This window comes from Phenylobacterium sp., assembly GCF_044371015.1.
Taxonomy (GTDB): Bacteria; Pseudomonadota; Alphaproteobacteria; order Caulobacterales; family Caulobacteraceae; genus Phenylobacterium.
On the sequence record NZ_JBILUK010000031.1, the window covers coordinates 1 to 21,582 of the forward strand.

At 68.1% G+C, this 21,582-nt stretch carries 21 protein-coding genes; 14 read left to right on the forward strand and 7 right to left on the reverse strand.

Annotated elements, in window-relative coordinates; all coding sequences use genetic code 11:
* Positions 1–125: 125 nt before the first annotated feature.
* Entirely contained in the window at positions 126–956 is an 831-nt protein-coding gene (locus tag ACIQ3R_RS04560; RefSeq protein WP_397415651.1) for a serine protease, read from the forward strand.
* A gap of 9 nt (positions 957–965) precedes the next feature.
* Here ACIQ3R_RS04560 and lepA read toward each other — a convergent pair whose 3' ends face one another.
* Positions 966–2,771 carry a translation elongation factor 4 gene (lepA, locus tag ACIQ3R_RS04565; RefSeq protein WP_397415608.1) on the reverse strand — a complete coding sequence of 602 codons (1,806 nt, stop codon included), beginning with the start codon at positions 2,769–2,771 and terminating at the stop codon, positions 966–968.
* A 156-nt stretch (positions 2,772–2,927) separates the two neighbouring features.
* Here lepA and ACIQ3R_RS04570 point away from each other — a divergent pair, with 156 nt between their 5' ends.
* Together ACIQ3R_RS04570 and ACIQ3R_RS04575 are read left to right on the forward strand one after the other, a co-directional pair.
* Positions 2,928–3,557, forward strand: coding sequence for a DUF1134 domain-containing protein (locus ACIQ3R_RS04570; RefSeq protein ID WP_397415610.1), 630 nt, complete (start codon positions 2,928–2,930; stop codon positions 3,555–3,557).
* 187 nt (positions 3,558–3,744) lie between these two features.
* A complete protein-coding gene (locus ACIQ3R_RS04575; protein ID WP_397415612.1) occupies positions 3,745–4,935 on the forward strand; it encodes a cytochrome P450 in 1,191 nt (396 codons plus the stop codon).
* A 7-nt stretch (positions 4,936–4,942) separates the two neighbouring features.
* Here the strand turns inward: ACIQ3R_RS04575 and ACIQ3R_RS04580 are convergent, their stop codons facing one another.
* Together ACIQ3R_RS04580 and ilvC are read right to left on the reverse strand one after the other, a co-directional pair.
* Positions 4,943–5,209 carry a hypothetical protein gene (locus ACIQ3R_RS04580; protein WP_397415614.1) on the reverse strand — a complete coding sequence of 89 codons (267 nt, stop codon included), beginning with the start codon at positions 5,207–5,209 and terminating at the stop codon, positions 4,943–4,945.
* A 281-nt stretch (positions 5,210–5,490) separates the two neighbouring features.
* A complete protein-coding gene (gene ilvC, locus ACIQ3R_RS04585) occupies positions 5,491–6,510 on the reverse strand; it encodes a ketol-acid reductoisomerase (protein ID WP_397415616.1) in 1,020 nt (339 codons plus the stop codon).
* Positions 6,511–6,675: 165 nt separating this feature from the next.
* Between ilvC and arfB the strand changes: the two genes are divergently transcribed.
* On the forward strand, positions 6,676–7,101 hold the full coding sequence (arfB, locus tag ACIQ3R_RS04590) for an alternative ribosome rescue aminoacyl-tRNA hydrolase ArfB (RefSeq protein WP_397415618.1): 426 nt from the start codon (positions 6,676–6,678) through the stop codon (positions 7,099–7,101).
* 160 nt (positions 7,102–7,261) lie between these two features.
* A complete protein-coding gene (locus tag ACIQ3R_RS04595) occupies positions 7,262–7,684 on the forward strand; it encodes a PaaI family thioesterase (protein ID WP_397415620.1) in 423 nt (140 codons plus the stop codon).
* A 5-nt stretch (positions 7,685–7,689) separates the two neighbouring features.
* On the opposite strand, the gene rpoH is transcribed toward ACIQ3R_RS04595, so the two are convergent.
* Positions 7,690–8,577 (reverse strand): RNA polymerase sigma factor RpoH, encoded by an 888-nt coding sequence (gene rpoH, locus ACIQ3R_RS04600; protein ID WP_397415623.1) that lies wholly within the window; start codon positions 8,575–8,577, stop codon positions 7,690–7,692.
* A 201-nt stretch (positions 8,578–8,778) separates the two neighbouring features.
* A complete protein-coding gene (locus tag ACIQ3R_RS04605) occupies positions 8,779–9,741 on the reverse strand; it encodes an RluA family pseudouridine synthase (protein ID WP_397415625.1) in 963 nt (320 codons plus the stop codon).
* Between the two features lie 64 nt (positions 9,742–9,805).
* Between ACIQ3R_RS04605 and ACIQ3R_RS04610 the strand changes: the two genes are divergently transcribed.
* The 9 genes from ACIQ3R_RS04610 (at position 9,806) to ACIQ3R_RS04650 (ending at position 20,388) form a co-directional block, all read left to right on the forward strand.
* On the forward strand, positions 9,806–11,461 hold the full coding sequence (locus tag ACIQ3R_RS04610; RefSeq protein ID WP_397415627.1) for an alkaline phosphatase D family protein: 1,656 nt from the start codon (positions 9,806–9,808) through the stop codon (positions 11,459–11,461).
* Positions 11,462–11,593: 132 nt separating this feature from the next.
* Positions 11,594–13,021 carry an MFS transporter gene (locus ACIQ3R_RS04615; protein ID WP_397415629.1) on the forward strand — a complete coding sequence of 476 codons (1,428 nt, stop codon included), beginning with the start codon at positions 11,594–11,596 and terminating at the stop codon, positions 13,019–13,021.
* Positions 13,022–13,194: 173 nt separating this feature from the next.
* Positions 13,195–13,371, forward strand: a complete 177-nt coding sequence (locus tag ACIQ3R_RS04620) for a Flp family type IVb pilin (protein ID WP_397415631.1) — start codon at positions 13,195–13,197, stop codon at positions 13,369–13,371.
* Between the two features lie 138 nt (positions 13,372–13,509).
* A complete protein-coding gene (locus ACIQ3R_RS04625) occupies positions 13,510–14,025 on the forward strand; it encodes a prepilin peptidase (protein ID WP_397415634.1) in 516 nt (171 codons plus the stop codon).
* Positions 14,026–14,033: 8 nt separating this feature from the next.
* The gene (locus tag ACIQ3R_RS04630; protein ID WP_397415636.1) at positions 14,034–15,401 is read left to right on the forward strand and encodes a leucyl aminopeptidase family protein; all 1,368 of its coding nucleotides are present in this window, start codon (positions 14,034–14,036) and stop codon (positions 15,399–15,401) included.
* Complete coding sequence (locus ACIQ3R_RS04635) at positions 15,398–16,234, forward strand: C40 family peptidase (protein ID WP_397415638.1); 837 nt, start codon at positions 15,398–15,400, stop codon at positions 16,232–16,234. Before ACIQ3R_RS04630 ends, ACIQ3R_RS04635 begins: the two co-directional genes overlap by 4 nt.
* Before the next feature lie 67 nt (positions 16,235–16,301).
* Positions 16,302–16,673: a hypothetical protein gene (locus tag ACIQ3R_RS04640; protein ID WP_397415640.1), complete on the forward strand. Its 372-nt coding sequence runs from the start codon at positions 16,302–16,304 to the stop codon at positions 16,671–16,673.
* 95 nt (positions 16,674–16,768) lie between these two features.
* A complete protein-coding gene (locus ACIQ3R_RS04645; RefSeq protein WP_397415642.1) occupies positions 16,769–17,707 on the forward strand; it encodes a DUF808 domain-containing protein in 939 nt (312 codons plus the stop codon).
* Positions 17,704–20,388, forward strand: a complete 2,685-nt coding sequence (locus ACIQ3R_RS04650) for an adenylate/guanylate cyclase domain-containing protein (RefSeq protein WP_397415644.1) — start codon at positions 17,704–17,706, stop codon at positions 20,386–20,388. Before ACIQ3R_RS04645 ends, ACIQ3R_RS04650 begins: the two co-directional genes overlap by 4 nt.
* An 18-nt stretch (positions 20,389–20,406) precedes the next feature.
* Here ACIQ3R_RS04650 and ACIQ3R_RS04655 read toward each other — a convergent pair whose 3' ends face one another.
* Complete coding sequence (locus ACIQ3R_RS04655) at positions 20,407–21,222, reverse strand: response regulator (protein WP_397415646.1); 816 nt, start codon at positions 21,220–21,222, stop codon at positions 20,407–20,409.
* Between the two features lie 64 nt (positions 21,223–21,286).
* On the reverse strand, positions 21,287–21,582 hold a 296-nt coding region (locus tag ACIQ3R_RS04660; RefSeq protein WP_397415649.1), incomplete at its 5' end, for an adenylosuccinate synthetase.

Sequence of the window (21,582 nt, forward strand, 5' to 3'; positions counted from 1 at the left end):
GCGCGGGACGTTCGGACATGGCCGCTAGATGCGCCGCCCGTTCCCTCGGCTCAAGGGTCGAGACCGCGCCGACTTGGCGAAACGCCGCGATGGGCTATCTGATGGGCGGACCACAGGAACGCGCCATGGACCTCGCCCTCGAACTGATCCACGCGACCGTGCAGCTGGAACAGCCTCAGGCCGACGGCACGCGCACGGTGGGCACGGGCTTCCTGATCTCCTCGCCCAGGGAGGATGGCCGGCCGCGCACGGTGCTGGTGACCGCCCAGCATGTCTTCGCGCGCATGTCTTCGCCCGAGGCGCGGATCGGGTACCGCACGCCCAATGCCGACGGCTCCTGGGCCTATGCGCCCAAGACGCTGCGCATTCGCGCCGATGACGGCGCCGAACTGTGGACCACACACCCCACGCGCGACATCGCGGTGCTGGAGATCAAGGCGCCGCGCGAGTTCGCCCGCGCCGCCCTGCCGCTCGCCTATCTGGCCGACGACGCCACATTCAGCGCCTATCAGGTGGGACCGGGCGATGAGATGATGGCGCTCGGCTTCCCGCGCGGGCTCTCGGCCAATTCCGCGGGCTTCCCGATCCTGCGCTCGGGTCGGGTGGCTTCCTTCCCGCTGGGGCCGGCCGACAGGTTCCCCACCTTCCTGCTCGACTTCACGGTGTTCCCCGGCAATTCCGGCGGCCCGGTGTTCATCACCCGCCAGCAGAACCCGGGCGCCCTTTCGCCGGTCTCCGACGCCGCGCCCGGCCAGGGCTTCATCGCGGGACTTCTGACCCAGTGGGTCGACCTCAACCGCGAGCGCCTCGACATCGGCGTCGTCACCCACGCCCGCTACGTCCGCGAGGCGATCGCGCAACTGTCCGCACCGCCCCCGGAAACCGAGATCGCCGAAACCGCCCCCGCCGTCGAAGGCGGCGCGGCCTCGGCGGAAGCGGCGGCGGAGACGCCCTGACGAGCGTGCCTAGTCCGCGTCCATCTTCAGGGCGGCGATGAAGGCTTCCTGCGGGATCTCGACGTTGCCGTACTGGCGCATGCGCTTCTTGCCGGCCTTCTGCTTGTCGAGCAGCTTGCGTTTCCGGCTGGCGTCGCCGCCGTAGCACTTGGCGGTCACGTCCTTGCGCAGCGCCCGCACGGTCTCGCGCGCGATGATCCGGCCGCCGATGGCCGCCTGGATCGGGATCTGGAACATGTGCGGGTTGATGAGCTCCTTCATCTTCTCGACCATGCCGCGTCCGCGGGCCTCGGCGCGGTCGCGGTGGACCAGCATGGAGAGCGCGTCCACCGGCTCGGAGTTGACCAGGATCGACATCTTCACCAGGTCGCCGACGCGATAGCCTTCGATCGCGTAGTCGAAGGACGCATAGCCCTTCGAGATCGATTTCAGCCGGTCATAGAAATCGAACACGACCTCGTTCAGCGGCAGGTCGTAGACGACCATGGCGCGGCTGCCGACGTAGCTGAGCTCGCGCTGCTGGCCGCGGCGGTCCTGGCAGAGCTTGATGATCGGCCCGAGATACTCGTCGGGCGTGAAGATGGTGGCCTTGATCCAGGGTTCGGCGATGTCAGCGATCTTCACCGGGTCGGGCAGGTCGGCCGGGTTGTGCAGCTCGATCTCGTCGCCGTTGGTCAGCTTGATCCTGTAGACCACCGAGGGCGCGGTCGCGATCAGGTCGAGGTCGAACTCGCGGGAGAGGCGCTCCTGGATGATCTCAAGGTGCAGCAGCCCCAGGAATCCGCAGCGGAAGCCGAAGCCCAGGGCGGCGCTGGTCTCCATCTCATAGGTGAAGCTGGCGTCGTTCAGCCGCAGGCGGCCGATCGCGGCGCGCAGGTCCTCGAACTTGGAGGCGTCCACCGGGAACAGGCCGCAGAACACCACCGACTGCACCTCGCGGAAGCCGGCCAACGGCGTCTCGGCGGGCTTGCGCTCGTCGGTGATGGTGTCGCCCACGGCGGCGTGGGCGACCTCCTTGATCTGGGCGGTGATGAAGCCGATCTCGCCCGGCCCCAGTTCCTCCACCTCGGTGCGCTTGGGGCGGAAGTAGCCGATGCGGTCGATCAGGTGGGTCGAACCCTGCTGCATCATGCGGATCCGCTGACCGGCCTTCAGCACGCCGTCGATCACCCGCACCAGCACGACGACGCCCAGGTAGGGGTCGTACCAGGCGTCGACCAGCAGCGCCTTCAGGGGCGCGTCACGGTCGCCCTTGGGTGGCGGCAGGCGGTGGACGATGGCCTCCAGCACCTCATGGATGCCGAGGCCCGACTTGGCCGAACACTCGACGGCGTCTGAAGCATCAAGGCCGATCACGTCCTCGATCTGCTGGCGCACCCGGCCGGGCTCGGCGGCCGGCAGGTCGATCTTGTTCAGGACCGGCACGATCTCGTGGTTGTTGTCGATGGCCTGATAGACGTTGGCCAGGGTCTGGGCCTCGACGCCCTGGCTGGCGTCCACCACCAGGATCGAGCCCTCGCAGGCGGCCAGGCTGCGCGAGACCTCATAGGCGAAATCCACGTGGCCGGGCGTGTCCATCAGATTGAGGACATAGGTCTCGCCGTCATCGGCCTTGTACTCGAGGCGGACGGTCTGGGCCTTGATGGTGATTCCGCGCTCGCGCTCGATGTCCATGTTGTCGAGCACCTGCTCGGACATCTCGCGCGCGGTCAGCGCACCGGTCTCCTGGATCAGGCGGTCCGAGAGTGTCGACTTGCCATGGTCGATGTGGGCGACGATCGAGAAGTTGCGGATCTTGGAGAGGGGCGTGCTCATCGTGGCCGCCCTCTAGCACATCCCGCGCCTCGGCATAGGCGGGGCCGGTTGGATCGGCGCTCCGCCAACGTGGTTAATCGGCCGTTAAGCCTGGGCGGAGCATCGATGGCGTGCTGGGCGGATTCTGATTCACTTGTAGGAGGCGACATGACGCCCGTGGACCGACGCACAATCATGCTGGCCGGCGCTGCGAGCCTGGCCGGATCGGCACTGGCTCCGACGCTCGCCGCCGCCCAGCAGGGCCCGCCGCCGCCGAACACCACCCCGTCCTACCCGTCGGCCGGTCCCACCGGGAACTCCAACGCGACCTACACTCAGGATGAGATCGTCACCGGCGTCTCCGACTTCCTGGGCGTCACCGCCGAGGCCGCCGGCGCGGCGGTCGAGCGCCTGTTCGCCAAGGAGGGCCGCCCCACCGCCTACATCGCCGGCGAAGAGGGCTCGGGCGCGTTCGTGCTGGGCGCCCGCTACGGGCGGGGCCTGCTCTACATGAAGGATCGCCAGCCCCTGGAGGTGTTCTGGCAGGGCCCCTCGGCCGGCTGGGACTTCGGCGGGAACGCCAGCCGGGTGTTCACTCTTTGCTATGGCCTCTGGGAGCCGGAGCGCATCTTCCAGCGCTTCCCGGGCGTGGAGGGCACCGCCTACCTGGTCGGCGGCCTGGGCGTGAACTACCAGCGCGCGGAAGAGATCACCCTCGCCCCCATCCGCGCGGGCGTGGGCCTCCGGCTGGGCGCCAATGTCGGCTACCTGGCCTATACCCGGAAACGCAACGTCTTCCCGTTCTGACGCTTCGGGCTCGGGCGGCGCTTGCCTGACGCTGGGCGAGGCCGCACCCTTGCTTGGGATCGAAGCGCAATTCGCCGAAACAAGACCCGGTTCGTCGGCGAAATTGCGCGCCAAATCAATGAGTCGAGCCTCGTCATCCCGATCAGATTGCTTCAGTCTGACCGGGCGTGGCTCTGGGGAAGCGTGCATGAAGATCGATCTGCTCTCGCCCGCCAGCTTCGATGGCGGCCAGCCGCATGGCCAGTTCGCGTGGCTCCGCGAGCACGCCCCGGTCCGCTGGCACGACGAGCCCGGTGGCAAGGGCTTCTGGGCCGTCACCCGCCATGCCGACGTCTATGCGGTCGACCGCGATTTCCAGGCCTACTCTTCCGAACCCACCATCATGATCGCCGACCCTTTGGCCGAGGCCGGCGGGTTCGGGCCCTACAAGATGATGCTGATGATGGACCCGCCCGAGCACACGGGCTTCCGCAAGCTGATCCGCTCGGAGTTCACCGAGCCCGCCGCGCGCCTGCGGCAGGACCGTATCCAAGCCCTGGCCCGCCAGATCGTCGACCGGGTGATCGACCAGGGCCAATGCGACTTCGTCAACGACGTGGCCGGCGAGATGCCCTCCTTCGTCATCGCTGAGCTGATGGGCCTGCCGCTCGACGACGGCCGCGAACTCTACAAGCTGACCGAGATCATCCACACCGCGCCCGAGGCGCTGCCGCCCGGGGCCGGCGGACAGGCGGTGATGAAGATGTTCGAGTACGGCTCCAAGGTCATCGCCGAGAAGCGCGCCCGGCCGGGCGATGATCTCGCCTCCCGTCTGCTCGCCTGCGAGGTCGACGGCCGCAAGCTGGAGGACATGGAGTTCCTGCTGTTCTTCCTGCTGCTGGTCGACGCCGGCGGCGACACCACCCGCAACCTGCTCTCCGGCGGCCTGCTGGCGCTGATGGAGAACCCCGAGCCGTACGCCTGGCTTATGGCCGATCTCGACGCCCGCCTGCCCACCGCCCGCGAGGAGCTGCTCCGCTGGACCAGCCCGGTGGTCTACATGCGTCGCACCGCCAAGGTGGACACCATGCTCGGCGGCCAGGCGATCCGCGCCGGCGACAAGGTGGTGATGTACTTCGGCGCCGCCAACCGCGACCCTGCAGCCTTCGCCAACCCCGATACGCTTGACCTCTCGCGCGCCGAAAACCCTCACATGGCCTTCGGCAACGGCCCCCACGTGTGCCTGGGCCAGCACATCGCCAGACTGGAGATCGACGCCATGCTGCGCGAGGTGCTGACCCGGATGCGCGACTTCCAGCTCGCCGCACCGGTCGAGTGGCTGCCGTCCAACTTCATCTCCGGCCCCAAGGCCATGCCGCTGAGGTTCCGGGCGGCCTGATCCGGGCTTAGTCCCTGCGAGTCACGCTGTTCCAGACCACGGCGAACACCCATCCGAACGCGAAGCCGAACAACGACGTCACCACCACCAACAGGGCCGCCAGCTGAACGTCAAAGGGCGCGAACCCGATGTCCAGCCTGATGAAGTGGATCATCAGCACGAAGTCCATCAGGGGCTTGGCCAGTCCTGCGGCGACCAGCCCTGACCAGGTCAGGTGCCAGAGCCCCATCAAGGCCCCCAGGCTGACGCCGACACGCATGGGATTGAGCTTCATGGCAAGGTCCGCCCTCTGCTGAGACAGGCCGCCAACTTGCACCTCAGCCGGTTCCCGTCGTTGAGGTGGATCAACCCCCTCCCGGCGGCCAGGCGTGCTCAAGACGTGAGCGCCAAACGGTCGGGCGTGGATTCAGGGGGCGATCCCCGGCCCAGGATCGCCGCCACACGCCTGAGGGTCGCGCAGACGCAGGGGCGCACATCAAGGCGCCCGATCGGTCCTGTTCGAAGCGCCCGGCGAAGCGGTCTCACGGGCCTGAGCCGAGGTGACCGCCTCGCGGGTTAGTTCCGGCTGGTGTCCACCAGGGCGTTCTTGGTGATCCAGGGCATCATGGCGCGCAGGCGCTGGCCGACTTCCTCGATCTGGTGCTCGGCTCCGCGGCGACGCGTGGCCTTGAAGCTAGGCGCCCCAACCGCGTTTTCCTGCATGAAGTCGCGCACGAAGCGGCCGGACTGGATGTCCTCCAGCACGCGCTTCATCTCGGCCTTGGTGTCGGCGGTGACGATGCGCGGGCCGGTGACGTACTCGCCGTACTCCGCCGTGTTCGAGATCGAGTAGTTCATGTTGGCGATGCCGCCTTCGTAGATCAGGTCCACGATCAGCTTCACCTCGTGCAGGCACTCGAAATAGGCCATTTCCGGTGCGTAGCCGGCCTCGACCAGGGTCTCGAAGCCCGCGCGGATCAGCTCCACCAGGCCGCCGCACAGCACGGCCTGCTCGCCGAACAGGTCGGTCTCGCATTCCTCGCGGAAGTTGGTCTCGATGATGCCCGAACGGCCGCCGCCGATGGCCGAGGCGTAGGCAAGGCCCAGATCCATGGCGCCGCCCGTCGCGTCCTGGTGGACGGCGATCAGGCAGGGCACGCCGCCGCCCTTCAGATACTCGCCGCGGACGGTGTGGCCCGGGCCCTTGGGCGCCACCATCAGCACGTCGATGCCCGCGGCTGGCTCGATCAGGTTGAAATGCACGTTCAGCCCGTGGGCGAACAGCAGGGCCGTGCCCGACTTGATGTTGGGGGCGATCTCGGCGTTGTAGATTCCGCGCTGCAGCTCGTCGGGGGCCAGCACCATCAGCACGTCGGCCCACTTGGCCGCGTCCGCCACGCTCATCACCTTCAGGCCGTCGGCCTCGACCTTCCTGGCGGTCGCCGAGCCGGGCTTCAGAGCTACGGCCACGTTCTTCGCACCGCTGTCATGCAGGTTCAGCGCATGGGCCCGGCCCTGGCTGCCATAGCCTACGATGGCGATCTTCTTGTCCAGGATGCGGGAAATGTCGGCATCGCGGTCGTAGTAGACGCGCATGATTGTTCTCCTTGGATCAAGAAACCCGGCGGCGCCGCGCAACGGCGGCGCTGCAAAGCCGGGGGTGTGAAGCGGTTTTTCGCCGTCCGGTCAAGGGAAGGGGCCGCCGCCGCCGCCCCTTGGCCGGGTTTGGCGCGCCCTCGCGGTTATGGCAAAGGCTCGCTCATGATCGAGGTCACGCCCGACATCCTGCTCGCCGACGACGAGGTGGTGGTGCGGGCGGTCCGCGCCTCCGGTCCCGGCGGTCAGCACGTCAACAAGGTCTCGACCGCCATCGAGCTCCGGTTCGATGTCGCCGGCTCGCCCAGCCTGCCTGAGCCGGTGCGCGCCCGGCTGACGCGCCTGGCGGGCAGCCGGCTGACGCTGGAGGGCGTGCTGGTGTTGGTCGCCCAGGCCCGCCGCTCGCAGGAGATGAACCGCCAGGAGGCGTTCGAGCGCCTCTTCACTCTGATCCGCAAGGCCGCCGAGCCGCCGCCCCCGCCGCGCAAGAAGACCCGCCCGACCTACGCTTCAAAGCTCAGGCGGCTAGACGGCAAGACCAAGCGCGGTGGCGTCAAGGCGTTGCGCGGCAAGCCCGGTCTGGGCGATTGAGGCGACCGAGTGTAATTCCCCCCTCCGTCTGCTTCGCAGCCACCTCCCCCTGTGGGGGAGGACGAGCGCCCGGTCCTTCCCCAACAGGGGAGGGGGCGCCGAGGGCGGTGGAGGGGGCCAAGACCTCGACGACCGACGCCCGCCTCAAGGAGAGCCCGCCATGACCGCCAACCTCGATCCGACCCTGCAGACCGCGCTCGGCCAGGTGCGGATCGTCTCAAGCGAGGCGGGCCGTACGACCATCGAGTATCAGGTGGCGCCGCACATGTGCCACTCGGGCGGCGTGGCCCAGGGCGGCTTCGTCTGCGGCTGGATCGACGCGGCCATGGCCCACGCCTCGCTGTCGCTGCTGCCCGAAATGACGCCCATGTCGCTGGAGATGAAGGTGACCTATTTCGCCCCCGCCCGGCCGGGCCTGGTCATCGCCGAGGGCTGGATCGAGCGCGCCGGCCGCGCCACCTGCTTCGCCGAGGGGCGACTGCTTGATCCTTCCGGCGCGGTCCTGGCCAAGGCCAGCTCGACCATCCGGTTGATCCCCCGCGCGGCGGTCGAGGACGCGGCCCGGCGGGCGGTGGGCGGCTAGCAGGCTCAGGCCTCGATCAGGTTCCGCTCCATCGCGGCCGCACGCATCGACTTCTGCAGCTTCTCGAAGGCCCGCACCTCGATCTGGCGCACCCGCTCGCGGCTCACGCCATAGTGGCTGGCCAGATCCTCCAGCGTGGTTGGATCGTCCTTCAGTCGCCGCTCCGTCAGGATGTGGCGCTCCCGATCGGTCAGCTCGGTCATCGCCGTTTCGAGCAAGCTCATCCGCAGGCTCATTTCCTGGCTGTCGGCGATCACGGTTTCCTGGCTGGGGGTCTTGTCGTCGACCAGCCAGTCCTGCCATTCGCTGTCGCCGTCTGAGCGCAAGGGCGCGTTGAGGCTGGCGTCGCCGCCGGCGAGGCGGCGGTTCATCGAGACGACTTCCTCGTCAAGCACGCCCAGCTTGGTGGCGATCTGGCTCACCTGATCGGGGCGCAGATCGCCCTCCTGCAGGGCCTCGATCTCGCTCTTGGCCTTGCGCAGGTTGAAGAACAGCTTCTTCTGCGCCGCCGTGGTGCCCATCTTCACGAGGCTCCAGGACCGCAGGATGTATTCCTGGATCGAGGCGCGGATCCACCACATGGCGTAGGTCGCCAGGCGGAAGCCCTTGTCCGGATCGAACTTCTTGACGGCCTGCATCAGGCCGACATTGCCCTCGGAGATCACCTCGCCGATCGGCAGGCCATAGCCGCGATAGCCCATGGCGATCTTGGCCACGAGGCGCAGGTGGCTGGTCACCATGCGGTGGGCGGCGTCGGGGTCCTCGTGTTCCTGCCAGCGCTTGGCGAGCATGAACTCCTCGTCCTTGGCCAGCATCGGAAACTTGCGGATTTCGCTGAGATACCGGCTGAGCCCGCCTTCCGGCGACATCACGGCGAGCGAATTCATAGCCATGGTCGATCCCCTCAATCACTTGGAGACCCGGGATGCCGCGCGCGTCTCCGCGCAGCGCTCTTCCGTCTCTCCCCCATCCTTCAGATAGGAACGGCGGCGAGCTCTCGAAAGTCCGGCCAGCGACGCTGGCTCGAATATCCGAGATCGCCGGTTGGTTATCTAGGCGCCGACCATGGCGCCAACAAGGCAAACAAGACCACGCTAGAGCGCCGCGAGCCGGGCTTCGAGCTCGGCCATATCCGCTGGGAGCGGGCTTTCGAACCGAAGGGTTTCGCCGGTCACGGGATGTACAAAGCCCAGCACCGCGGCGTGCAGCGCCTGCCGCGCCAGGCCGGCTTCCGCCATCGCGGCGCGGACCGGGGCGGCGGGCTGGCCCGCGCCATAGACCGGATCGCCCAGGCAGGGGGCGCCCTTGCTCGCCAGGTGAACCCGGATCTGGTGGGTGCGGCCGGTCTCCAGCCGGCAGACCACCCGTGCCGCCAACGGCCGTTCCTCCGGTCCGAAGATACGCTCGACACGGTAGTGGGTCAGGGCTGCCCGCCCGCCGCTCCGGGCCACCGCCATCTTCTTGCGGTCATGGGTGGAGCGCGCGATCGCCGCCTCGATGGTCCCGCGGCGAGGGTCCGGCGCGCCGCGCGTGAAGGCCACATAGGCGCGCTCGATGTCATGCGCGGCGAACAGCGCCGAGAGTCCCTGGTGCGCCGCGTCGGACTTGGCCGCCACCACGACTCCCGAGGTTTCCTTGTCGATCCGGTGCACGATTCCCGGCCGGGCGACGCCGCCGATGCCGGAGAGACTCGCGCCGCAATGGGCCAGCAGGGCATTGACCAGGGTGCCGGTCTCGCTGCCAGGGGCCGGGTGCATGGTCAGACCCGCCGGCTTGTCGATGACGATCAGGTGCGCGTCCTCGAAGAGCACAGCGAGCGGGATGGACTCGGCCTCCGGCGAGGCGGGCGCGGGCGGCGGCACGTCCAGCACATAGTCGCCCGGGACCGCCCGAGCCGCGCCGTCGGTGATCACCACCCCGTCGCGCCGCAGGCGTCCCTCGGCGATCAGCGCCTGGAGCCGGGCGCGCGAGACGTCGGTCAGGCGCCCGGCGAGCGCCTTGTCGAGCCGCTCGCCCCGCGCGGTTTCATCCAGCGCGACATGGCGCGGATCGGACATCGCCTGTCACGCTCCTGTGGTATCTGGTTGTCATATCGGGCGCCGCGCTTGAGGAGCAACGGGCATGAAGGTCGATCGTCGTCGCGCGCTGGCGCTTTTGGGTCTCGGGGCCGCCGCGTCTCCGGGCGCGGCCGTCGCACAGACCCCCGTCAGTTTCAAACACGGCGTCGCCTCAGGAGATCCGTTGCAGGACCGGGTGGTCATCTGGTCTCGCGTGACGCCTGAGGTCCCCGGCGCCGACGTCCCTTTCACCTGGACCGTCACGCCGGTCGACCGTCGCGGCGGACCTGTCCGGCGTGGCCAGGGCGTCACAGGGGCCGGGCGCGACTACACGATCAAGATCGACGTCGCAGGCCTGCAGCCCGGTCGCGCCTACACCTTCCAGTTCGAGGCCGGCGGCGTGTCATCGCCCATCGGCCGCACCCGCACCCTGCCGGACGGCCCGACCCGCGACGTGGTGTTGGCCGTGGCTTCCTGCGCGCTCTATCCGGGCGGGCTGTTCAACGCCTATCGCGCCATCGCCGATCTCGACCGCGTCGACGCGGTGATCCACCTTGGCGACTATATTTACGAGTACGGCGGCGACCGCGCCTACGGCATGAACTCGCCGGTCGCCCAGTCGCGCCGCAATGATCCGGACCGTGAGATCATCAGCCTCGCGGACTATCGCCGCCGGCACGCGCAGTACAAATCCGACCCCGACCTTCAGGCGGCCCATGCCCGGGCGCCCTGGATTGTCACCTGGGACGATCACGAGACCACCAACAACAGCTTCACCCTGGGTGCGGAGAACCATCAGCCGGCGGAAGAAGGCGACTGGGCGGCCCGCAAGGCGGTGGCGCTCAAGGCCTATTTCGAGTGGATGCCGATCCGAGATCCGGCGCCGGGTGTCGGCATGGCCGAGGCCGCCATGCGCGGCTTCCGGTTTGGCGACCTGGCCAGTCTGTTGATGATCGAGACCCGGCTGGCCGCTCGCGACCGCCAGCTCACGCTCGCTGACGACCTCGCCACGGTCGATGGCAAACCTGACGTCGCCGGCTTCCGCGCCAAGATGGAGGATCCGTCGAGGCGGCTGATGAGCGCCAAGCAGGAGGCCTGGATCGCCGCCGAGGCCGCGCGCTCGGTCGAGGCGGGCCATTCCTGGCAGGTGCTGGGCAACCAGGTGGTGATGGCGCGCCTGATGCCGTTCAGCCCGTCGAAGGCGCTGACGCCTGCGGAGATTGCGGCTGCCGCGCCGTCGCGCCGCGAACGGTTCGCCGAGCAGGAGCGGCTGGCGGCGCTGGGCCTGCCCACCACCCTCGACATGTGGGACGGCTACCCCGCCGCCCGCGAGCGACTTTACGCGACGCTCAAGGCGGCGCGCGCCCGGCCGGTGGTGATCAGCGGCGACGCACATTCCTTCTGGGCCAATGAACTCCACGACGCCGCGGGCGCGCGGGTGGCCTGCGAGTTCGGCGCCACCAGCATCACCAGTCCGGGGGCGGGAGAGCTCTATCCGGGCCTGAACATGGGCGAGATTATCGCGCGCGTGAATCCGGAGGTGATCTTCAACGACCAGGTCGCCAAGGGTTTCCTCAAGTTGACTCTGACCCGCACCGCTGTTCGCGCCGAAATGATGGCCGTCTCCACCATCGACAAGCCTGAGTTCGAAACCCGCGCCGTCGCGGTGTTCGAGGCGCGACCGGAGGGCTCGGGCGTTTCCAAGCTGCGCCGACTCTAGGGCCGGCTTCGTCACCTTCAGACGGTTCCATCTGATCGGATCGGCTGCAGGCCCCATCGACAAGCCATCATCGCTCGCTACGGTGGGCCAATGGGTGCGGTGACCGCGCTCGGGGCCCGGGGGGAGCCGCTGGTGACGGAGACGACGACGGAGGCCGCGCCGTCCGCGCGCGGACTCGACCGTGGCGGCTACGCCTGGTCGATCTTTGAAGGGGGCCGCGACCCCTATGTGATCCTGATCACCATCTACATCTTCATGCCCTACGTGGCCGCCACGATGATCGGCGACCCGGTCGAGGGCCAGGCGGTGATCTCGCGCTGGCAGCAGTGGGCCGGTTGGGCGGTGATGGCCACCGCGCCGTTCATCGGAGCCTCGATCGACAAGGTCGGCCGGCGCAAGGGCTGGCTGGGCCTGATCGTCGGCCTGAGCGTGCCGCTTTGCGCCGCGCTCTGGTGGGCCAAGCCCGATGGCAGCGGGCTGTCGGTGGCGATGACCATGTTGATCGCCATGACGGTTCAGGTGTTGTTCGCTTACAACGACATCCTGCACAATTCGCTGCTGGTGCGGGCTGCGGGACTGCATGGCGCGCATCGCGCCTCGGGCCTCGCGCTGTCGCTCGGAAATCTGTTCTCCGTGCTGGCGCTGGGCTTCACGGCCTGGGCCTTCGCCCTGCCTGGCGAGGTGAACTGGAGCTGGGTGCCCGCCCAACCGCTGTTCGGTCTCGACACTTCGATGCACGAGCACGAACGCGTTGTCGCCTGGCTGGCGGCGGGCCTGCTGCTGTTCGGCTCCCTGCCGCTCTTTCTCTTCACGCCGGACGCGCCGCCCACGGGGGTCAAGCTGGGTCGGGCCCTGGCCGAAGGCGCGGCTGATCTCTGGGGCATGCTGAAGGCCGTCGGTCGCTACCGAGATGCGGCCACCTTCCTGGGCGCGCGGATGTTCTTCGTCGACGGGATGAACGGCATTCTTGTCTATGCGGGCGTCTACGCCGTGGGCGTCATGCAGTGGGGCGCGCTGGAGATGCTGGCCTACGGCATCCTGCTGTCGATCTTCGCGGTGCTCGGCGGCTTCGTCGGACGCTGGCTGGACGCCGGCGTCGGGCCCAAGCGGGCGCTGCAGATCGAGCTCGTCGCCTCGGTCATCGGTCTCACCGGGTTCCTGGGCATGAGGCCCGACCAGATTCTGTTCTTCTGGCCACACGATGCGGCGGCCCACGGGCCAATCTGGGACGGACCGGTCTTCCAGACTCTGCCGGATGTGGTTTTCGTGCTGGTCGGCTTCCTGAATGCGATCTTCATCACCGCGCAGTACGCCTCAAGCCGCACGCTCCTGACCCGCCTGACGCCGCCGGATCAGACCGGCGCCTTTTTCGGCGTCTATGCGCTCTCCGGCGTGGCGACCGCCTGGCTGGCGCCGACCCTGGTCAACTGGGGCACCGAGGCGACTGGCACGCAACAGGGCGGAATGGCGACCCTGCTCCTTCTGCTGGTCATCGGATTGGCGACCCTGTTCTTTGTGAAGGGTGGCGGCCGTCGGATCGAAGGGTTTGGCTCGGCCTGACCTCATTGTGGTTTACAAGCGATAACAATGAACTGCCGCTCATGATGTATCGATTTTAGGGCTGACGCTTGACGACGGATTAAGCGCGCTGGGCGAACCTGAGCGCGTTCTAAGGGACGAGCAGGCAAGAGCTTGAGGTCCCCGCCATCTGCTCGTCAAACTGGAGAAAACCCATGTCGAAGTTCGTGACCCGTTTCCTGAAGGATGAATCCGGCGCGACCGCCATCGAGTACGGTCTGATCGCCGCCCTGATCGCGGTGGTGCTCGTGGGCGCCCTTCAGGCCGTCGGCGGCAGCCTGGAAGGTGCGTTCGACAAGATCAGCACTGAAGTCGACGCCGCTGTGACCTGATCCGAGGCCCTAAGGCCGGATATAGGAATGAGCCCCGGTGGCGACGCCGGGGCTTTTTTCATGTCCGCGAAGTGCTGGATGAAACGCTCCGTTCACCCCCCGGAGGCGAAAATGCTGACCTGAGGATCCCCGGCACCCATGATTGAGCCCATTGCCGCCGCGCTCGCGCTTCTTCTGCCCGCCCTGGTGGTTACGGCGGCGGCCAGCGATGCGGCCACGTTCCGTATTCCCAACTGGATCCCGATGGCGCTCGCCGCGGCGTTCGTTCCGGCCGCCCTGGCTCAGGGTTTGGGTGGGCTGGCCCTTGGCCTCCACGCCCTGGTTGGCGTGATCGCCCTGGTGGTCGGCATGCTGCTGTTCGCACTTCGTTGGATTGGCGGCGGCGACGCCAAGCTTATGGCGGCGGCGGCCCTGTGGATGGGCTGGCCCGACGTCGCCACGTTCCTGGCGTTCGCCGCATTGGCCGGCGGCGGTCTTGCGCTGGGTCTGTTGATGCTGCGCGGACCGATGATGCGGCCTCTGGCCCAGACGGGGCCCCGCTGGGTCGCCCGGCTTGCCGATCCCAAGGAAGGCGTGCCCTATGGCGTGGCCCTGGCCGTGGGCGCGCTGGCCGCCTTTCCCGCCTCGCCGCTGGGCGCTGGTCTTGGCTTCTGAGTCGCACGATGACTGACACCTATTTCGAACCGCTGATCGACGCCTGGGACGGCGATGCAACCCCGATCGAGGTTGTGGACGCCGAGGATGTGGCTGCCCGGACCGCCGCGGACGCGCGTCTGGCCGCCTTGGCCAAGACGGCGGATTTCTCCGGCAAGTCGGGCCAAGTGCTGCTGATCCCGGGCGTCGACGGCGCGCTGGAACGCGTGTTGTTTGCGCCGGGGGGCAAGGCCATGGCCTGGCGCGGCCTGCCGGCCCGACTGCCCGGCGGCGTCTATCGTTTGGAATCGCCGGACGAGGCGGCGGCGACCGCCTTCGCCCTGGGAAGCTACCGGTTCGACCGCTACAAGTCCAAGGCCGGCCAACGTCCCCGCCTTCTGGTTCAGGGTATCGACACCGCTTCGGCCCGTCGCACCGCCCGGGCCTGCGCGCTCGCCCGCGACATGGTCAACACGCCCGCCAATGATCTCGGCCCGGCGGAGATTGAGGCCCTGGCCCTCGATGTGGCCGCCCGATACGGCGCTGCGATCTCGGTGATCATCGGCGACGACCTGCTCACTCGGAACTATCCGGCTGTTCACGCCGTGGGCCGTGCGGCGCATCCTGCACGCGCGCCTCGGATGATCGAGATCAGCTGGGGTCAGGCCGACCGCCCGCTCGTGGCGCTGATCGGCAAGGGCGTGGTGTTCGACACCGGCGGCCTCGACATCAAGCCCTCGGCCGGCATGCGGCTGATGAAGAAGGACATGGGCGGCGCCGCCCACGCCCTGGCGCTGGGCCAGATGGTCATGGACGCCGGCTTGCCCGTGCGACTTTCGGTGCTGCTTCCGGTCGTCGAGAACGCCATTTCCGGCGACGCCATGCGTCCGGGCGACGTGCTGGCCTCGCGCGCCGGTCTCTCCATCGAGGTCGGCAACACCGACGCTGAGGGCCGCTTGATCCTGGCTGACGCCCTCACCCGGGCCGGCGAACTCGAACCGGCGCTGACCATCGACATGGCCACGCTGACCGGCGCGGCGCGGGTGGCGCTGGGACCGCAGCTGCCGCCGCTGTTCACCGACGACGAGGACCTGGCGCGCGATATTCTGGCCGCCTGCGACGCGGAGTCCGACCCGGTCTGGCGCCTGCCGATGTGGTCCGGCTACGAAGACGCGCTCGATACCGACATCGCCGATCTGAAGAACGATCCCGACGCCTGGGCCCAGGCCGGGGCGGTCACGGCGGCGCTGTTCCTTCGACGCTTCGCGCCTAAGGGTCCGTGGGCGCACCTCGACATATACGCCTGGAACCCGCGCGGCCGACCGGGCTGGCCGGTCGGCGGCGAGGCGCAGGCCATTCGCGGGCTCTTCCGCATGATCCGAACGCGGTTCGCATGAGCTTCGATCCGCGCATAACCCCCATGCGGGACGGTGTCGCCGCGCAAAGCCTCGAGGGCGTGCTGACGGCCGAGGTCTATCTCGATCCCAAGGCCATGGTCTGCGTGCGACCCTCCACGGGCATCCGTACGGCGCCCGACGCTGCGGCGGAGCAGGCCGATCAGCTGCTGTTCGGCGAGCGGTTCGAGGTCCTTGAAGACGAGGCGGACGGCTGGGTCTTCGGTCAAGCCTTGCGGGACGGGTATGTGGGCTTCGTTGAGGCGAGCGCGCTGGCGGCGCCCGGATCCTGGCCCACCCACCGGGTCTCGGTGGCGCACACCTACGCCTTCGCCGGGCCCAGCATCAAAACCCGGGCCTCGGGTCCGTACTCCATGAACAGCCTGGTCAGTGTCGAGGTGATCGAGGGACGGCTGGCGCGGGTGACCGGCGCGGGCTGGATGCCCGTTGAACACCTGGTCCCCATCGGGCTCTTCGACGAGGACTGGGTGAGCGCGGCAGGCCGGTTGCGCGGCGCCGCCTACCTGTGGGGCGGACGCGAGAGCGGGGGTCTCGACTGCTCGGGACTGGTGCAGCAGGCGCTCTTCGCCTGCGGCCGCGCCTGCCCGCGCGATACCGACCAGCAGCAGGCGCTAGGCGAACCGATCGCGCCTGACGCCTTCGGGCGCGGCGATCTCGTATTCTGGAAGGGCCACGTGGCCCTGGGCCTGGGTGAAGGCCGCATCCTGCACGCCAACGCCCACCACATGATGTGCGCCGAAGAGCCGCTGGCCGAGGCCGTCGCGCGCATCGCCGCGGCCGGCTCGGGCGAACCCATCGCCTGGCGGCGGCCTTAACTCATCCAGCCTTGCATGGAATGGGGTCTGGCCCGAAGACGGGGACCTCAACAGCTGGAGACAGGCGATGAACGCAGTGGTCATCTGGGGCGGACGGGTGCTGCTGCTGGCCGTCTTCGCCGTGGCGCTCTCCGGCGCTCTGAATCCGAACCATGACGCATCGAGCCAGGTTCCGCCGCCGGACGTGGTGCAACACATCGGCTACGGCTACCTCCTGACGTTGCTGTCGATCGCCAGCCTGCCCCGGGTGAACCCCTGGTGGATCGGCGGCGCGTTCCTCGTCATGGCGACCAGCTTTGATGTGATGCAGATCTTCGGCCTGGTTTCGGGGACCTTCCAGTGGAAGGACGTGGCGGCCAATGTCGGCGGCGTGGCGGCGGCGCTGGCGCCCTTCGCCCTGGCGCGGTTTCGAATGGTCGGCGCGCGCGGCGCGCTCTAACGCTAGGAAATCGAGCCTGTTTGCCGGATCAGATGATTCCATCTGATCCGGACAGGCTCTAGGGTCGATCGGCGGTTTCGACTGAGGAGACCCGCATGGCCTCCGGGCTTTTCGCCCTGCTCGACGACGTCGCCGCCATCGCCAAGATCGCGGCGACGTCGCTGGACGATGTGACCGCGGCCGCCGGCAAGGCGGGCTCGAAGGCCGTGGGCGTGGTCATCGACGACGCTGCGGTCACCCCCGGCTACGCCGTGGGCTTTACGCCGGATCGCGAGCTTCCGATCGTGGCCAAGATCGCGTTCGGCTCGCTGCGCAACAAATTCCTGTTCCTGCTGCCCGGCGCCTTGGCGCTCAGCGCCTTCGCGTCCTGGGCGATCACGCCGCTCCTGATGCTGGGCGCGGGCTACCTCTGTTTCGAGGCGGCCGAGAAGATCCTGGAGGCTATGCGGCCGCACACCGACGCCGCCATCGCCGAGGACCTCGCCCTCAGTTCCCAGGAACTGGAACGTGAGAAGGTGACCGGCGCGATCCGCACGGACTTCATCCTGTCGGCTGAGATCATGGCCATCGCCCTCAACGACGTCGCCGACCGGCCGCTGCCGATCCAGGCCGCTGTCCTGGCGGTGGTGGGGTTCGCCATCACCATCGGCGTCTATGGCGTGGTCGCCCTGATCGTGAAGATGGATGACATCGGTCTGGATCTGGCGCGGCGCGGTCCCGCCGCCAGCCGGGCGGTGGGCCGTGGACTTGTGAAGGCGATGCCGGTGGTGCTCGATCTGCTCACCAAGGTCGGCACCGCCGCCATGCTGTGGGTCGGCGGTGGAATTCTCATTCACGGGCTGAGTCACTACGGCCTGAGCGTCGTTCCCAGCGCCATCGACAGCGTCTCGCACGCCGCCTCCGCCGTACCCTATGTGGGCGCTTTTGCCGGCTGGCTCGCGTATGCCGCCCTGGCGGCGATGGTCGGGCTGGTGCTGGGCGGGCTTATCGTCGGCGCGTTGCACCTCGCGCCGTGGCGGAGGGCGGGGCATTGAATTCGGCGGCAGCCAAACCAGCCAAGCCGGTCGATTCCGGAAAGGCGCTGTTCTGGCGACTGATCTGGATCTACCTGCCCGCCACCTTCGTGGCGGTGTCGCTGACGTTGCTGTTGGGCCTGTTGGGGCTGGAGTTCGACCTCCGCCAGTGGCTGGTGATCTGGAGCGCGGCGCCGCTCGCCGTCGCCTTCTTCGCCTCCATAGATCTGATCGCCATCGGACGGCACCTGAAGCCCCTCGCGCCGGTTCTCAGCGCGCTGGACCGCGGCGAAAGTCCGAGCCAGGCGGCCCTGGGCGCCGCCGTCGTCCGCGCTCTGAACATGCCGCTGTTCTCGGCGGTGCGGGTAACCCTGCTCCACGGCCCCACGGCGACCCTCTCCCTGGTGGGCGTCGTCTGGATCGCCAACACCTGGTTCGACGGCGGCATCGCGCTCTGGCAGTTCATCGGGCTGGCGACGATGATCTTCGTGTTCGCCTCGCCGGCTCACGCGATCTTCGAGTACTTCGCCGTCAGCCGGGCCATGGAGCCGGTCGTGCGGCGGCTGTCGGGCGTTCTGGGCGAACCTGTCGCGCCGGAGCAGTTGAGCGCACTGGTGGCGGTGCCGCTTCGAAGCAAGTTGCTGTTCCTGGCGGTGGCGGTGAGCGCCATTCCGCTGGCGTTCTCGGCCGCCTCGTTCCTCTACAAGTTTGATCGCATGATCACGGGCGCAGGGTTCGCCGTGCCATCCGGCGAGATGCTCCGCCTCTATGTCTGGAGCGTGGGCGTGGTGGGCGTCAGCATGGGGCTGGCCGTCGTCATGGCGATCCTGACCGCGCGCGAAGTCTCGCAGTCCGCGGGCCGGGTGATCAGCGCCATGCGCAGCGTCGAGAGCGGGCGGCTCGACGAGGCCGGTCTCGAGGTGCTCTCCACCGACGAATACGCGGACATCAATCGTGGCTTCGGCCTGATGGTCGACAGTCTCAAGGAAGAGCAGCGGATCCTGGAGGTCACGCAGGACCTGGCGGGCGAACTTGTGCTCGAGGCCCTGATCGGCCGGATCATGGCCGCCACCACCCAACTCCTTGGCGCCGAGCGCGCCTCGCTGTTCATCTATGACGACAAAACGGACGAGCTCTACACGCTCTATGCCGACGGCATGGAGACCCGGCAGATCCGCATGCCCACCACGCTCGGCATCGCCGGGGCCGTGTTCACCAGCGGCCATACCGAAACGGTCGCCGACGCCTATGCCGATCCTCGCTTCAACCCCGAGGTCGACCATCTCAGCGGCTTCCGCACCCGCACCATTCTCTGCGTGCCGATCACCAACAAGGCCGGCGCCCGGATCGGGGTCGCCCAGGCGCTCAACAAGAAGGGCGGCGTCTTTACCCAAAAGGATGAGTCGCGGCTGAAAGCCTTCGCCGCTCAGGTGGCCGTGAGCCTGGAGAACGCCAAGCTGTTCGACGACGTTCTGTCGATGAAGAACTACAACGAGAGCATTCTGAAGAGCACGTCCAACGGCATCATCACCCTCGACGCTGAGGGTCGCATGGTCACCGCCAACGAGGCGGCGCTGGTGCTGCTGGGCGTCACGCGGGAGGATCTCGTGGGCGCCACGGCCCGAGACCGGTTCGCCGGCGCCAACGCCTGGATCAACGACAGCCTCGCGCGCACTGAGGCCAGCGGCGATACCGCCCTCGCCGTGGACGCCGAGCTGGCTCAGCCCGGTGGGCGATCCGCCTCGGTGAACCTCACCGCCATGCCGCTGATCGACGCCACCGAGACCCGGATCGGCTCAATGCTGGTGCTGGAGGACATCACCGAGGAAAAGCGCATTCGCTCCACCATGAGCCGCTACATGTCCAAGGAGGTCGCCGACCAGCTGTTGTCGGCCGGTGAAGACGAACTGGGCGGCAAGGAGCAGACCGTCACGGTGATGTTCTCCGACGTGCGCAGCTTCACCACCATCGCCGAAGCGCTGGGTCCGCGTGAAACGGTGTCGCTCCTGAACGCCTATTTCACCGAGATGGTCGACGTGATCTTCCAGCATCACGGCATCCTCGACAAATACATGGGCGACGGGATCATGGCGCTGTTCGGCTCGCCGTTTGTCGGCGCGCAGGACGCCGACAACGCGCTGGCGGCGGCCGACGAGATGATGCGGCGGCTTGCTCTGTTCAACGCTGCGCGGGCGGCGCGGGGCGATGCGCCCATCGGCATCGGCATCGGCTTCTCGACCGGTCCGACGGTCATCGGCAACATCGGCTCCGACCGGCGAATGGAGTACACCGCCATCGGCGACACGGTGAACCTGGCCTCGCGTCTTGAGGGCGCCACCAAGCAGTACGGCGCCAGGATTCTGCTCTCGGAGATGACCGTTCGCGCGCTCAAGCAGCCCGCCACATTGCGTGAGCTCGACCTGATCCGGGTCAAGGGCAAGGATCGGCCGGTGGCGGTCTATGAATCCCTCGGCTACCGGGCTCAGGATCCGTCGCTCAAGCCCATGCTCGAGCTGTTTGGCGCCGGCCTCGCCGCCTATCGGGCCCGCGACTGGAAGGTGGCCGGCCGCGCTTTTGAGGGGGCGCTTGAGATCGATCCGACCGATGGCCCGTCGCGCATCTACAGCGAACGTTGCGGTCTGCTGACCGCGGCGCCGCCCCCAGCCGACTGGGACGGCGTCTGGACGCTCACTGAGAAGTAGAGATCGGCAGACGAGAGCTCAGGCGGCGTTGGCCCGGCGCTCGGCGTCGGCGTCGCGCGGCAGGAAACTCAGCAGGCGAGACGCCCAGGCTTCCGCATCCGCTCGGGTGAAAGGCTGCTTGCTGGCCGCCTGCCTGTCCAGCGCGCGCTGGAACGCCGAGGCCGCAAGGGTCATCTGAAAGTCACTGGCCAGCGACTGGATGATCGAGGCCTGGGCCCGCATCGCCCGCATCGCCTGGAGCGGATCGGTTTCGGCGGCGGCCACCGCCGCGCGGATGATCTTCAGCGCCTGGTTGATCTTCTGCTGCAGCGGGGTCTCGGTCCCATCGGTCTTGCGCTTCAGCGGCCCGGCGTATTCCCCGGAATTGAAGCGGCGGCGGTCCGGGCCGACATAGCCCACGCCCTCGACCCAGTCCCGCTCGCGCAGGGTCACGGCCTCCAGGCGCCGCAGCAGGTCCTTGACGCTGTAGGGCTTGCGAAGGAACTCGTGCACGCCTGCGTCACGCGCGGCGAGAATCGCGCCGGCCGTTGCGTTACCGGTCACCGCGATCACCGGAGCCTGGCGGCAGGTCCAGGTCGAGCGACGCAGCTTGCGGGTGAACGCCAGCCCGTCGACCGCCTCGTCGCCGATCTCGACCACGATGAGCTGCGGGTCGGAGCTCTCGGCGATCCGAAAGGCCCGCTCGGTGGTCGCCGCCGAAAACACAAAGCTGCCGACCAGATCGCGCATCAGTTCGTTGAACAGCCGCGCGCTGGCCTGCTGCGGGTCGGCCACCAGGACGCGCTTCAGGCGAGGCGCCATGCGCGCGATGATGCGTTGTTCCGCGTCGAACACCGGAGTTCCGTCTCGTTTCGGAGAACGGTGTATCCCGGCAGCGGTAAAGAGACGGTTTGCGGACTCAGTCCTGGAACGGATCACGCACCAGGATGGTGTCGTCGCGCTGCGGGCTGGTGGAGAGCAGCGCCACCGGCGCGCCGATCAGCTCCTCGATGCGGCGCACATACTTGATCGCATTGGCCGGCAGCTCCTTCCAGGAGCGCGCGCCCTGGGTGGTGTCCGACCAGCCCTCCATCTTCTCGTAGACGGGTGTGAGCTGGCTCTGGGCCTTCAGACCTGCCGGCAGATAGCCGATCTCGCCCTCACCCAGCCGATAACCGGTGCAGATCTTCAGAATGGGCAGGCCGTCCAGTACGT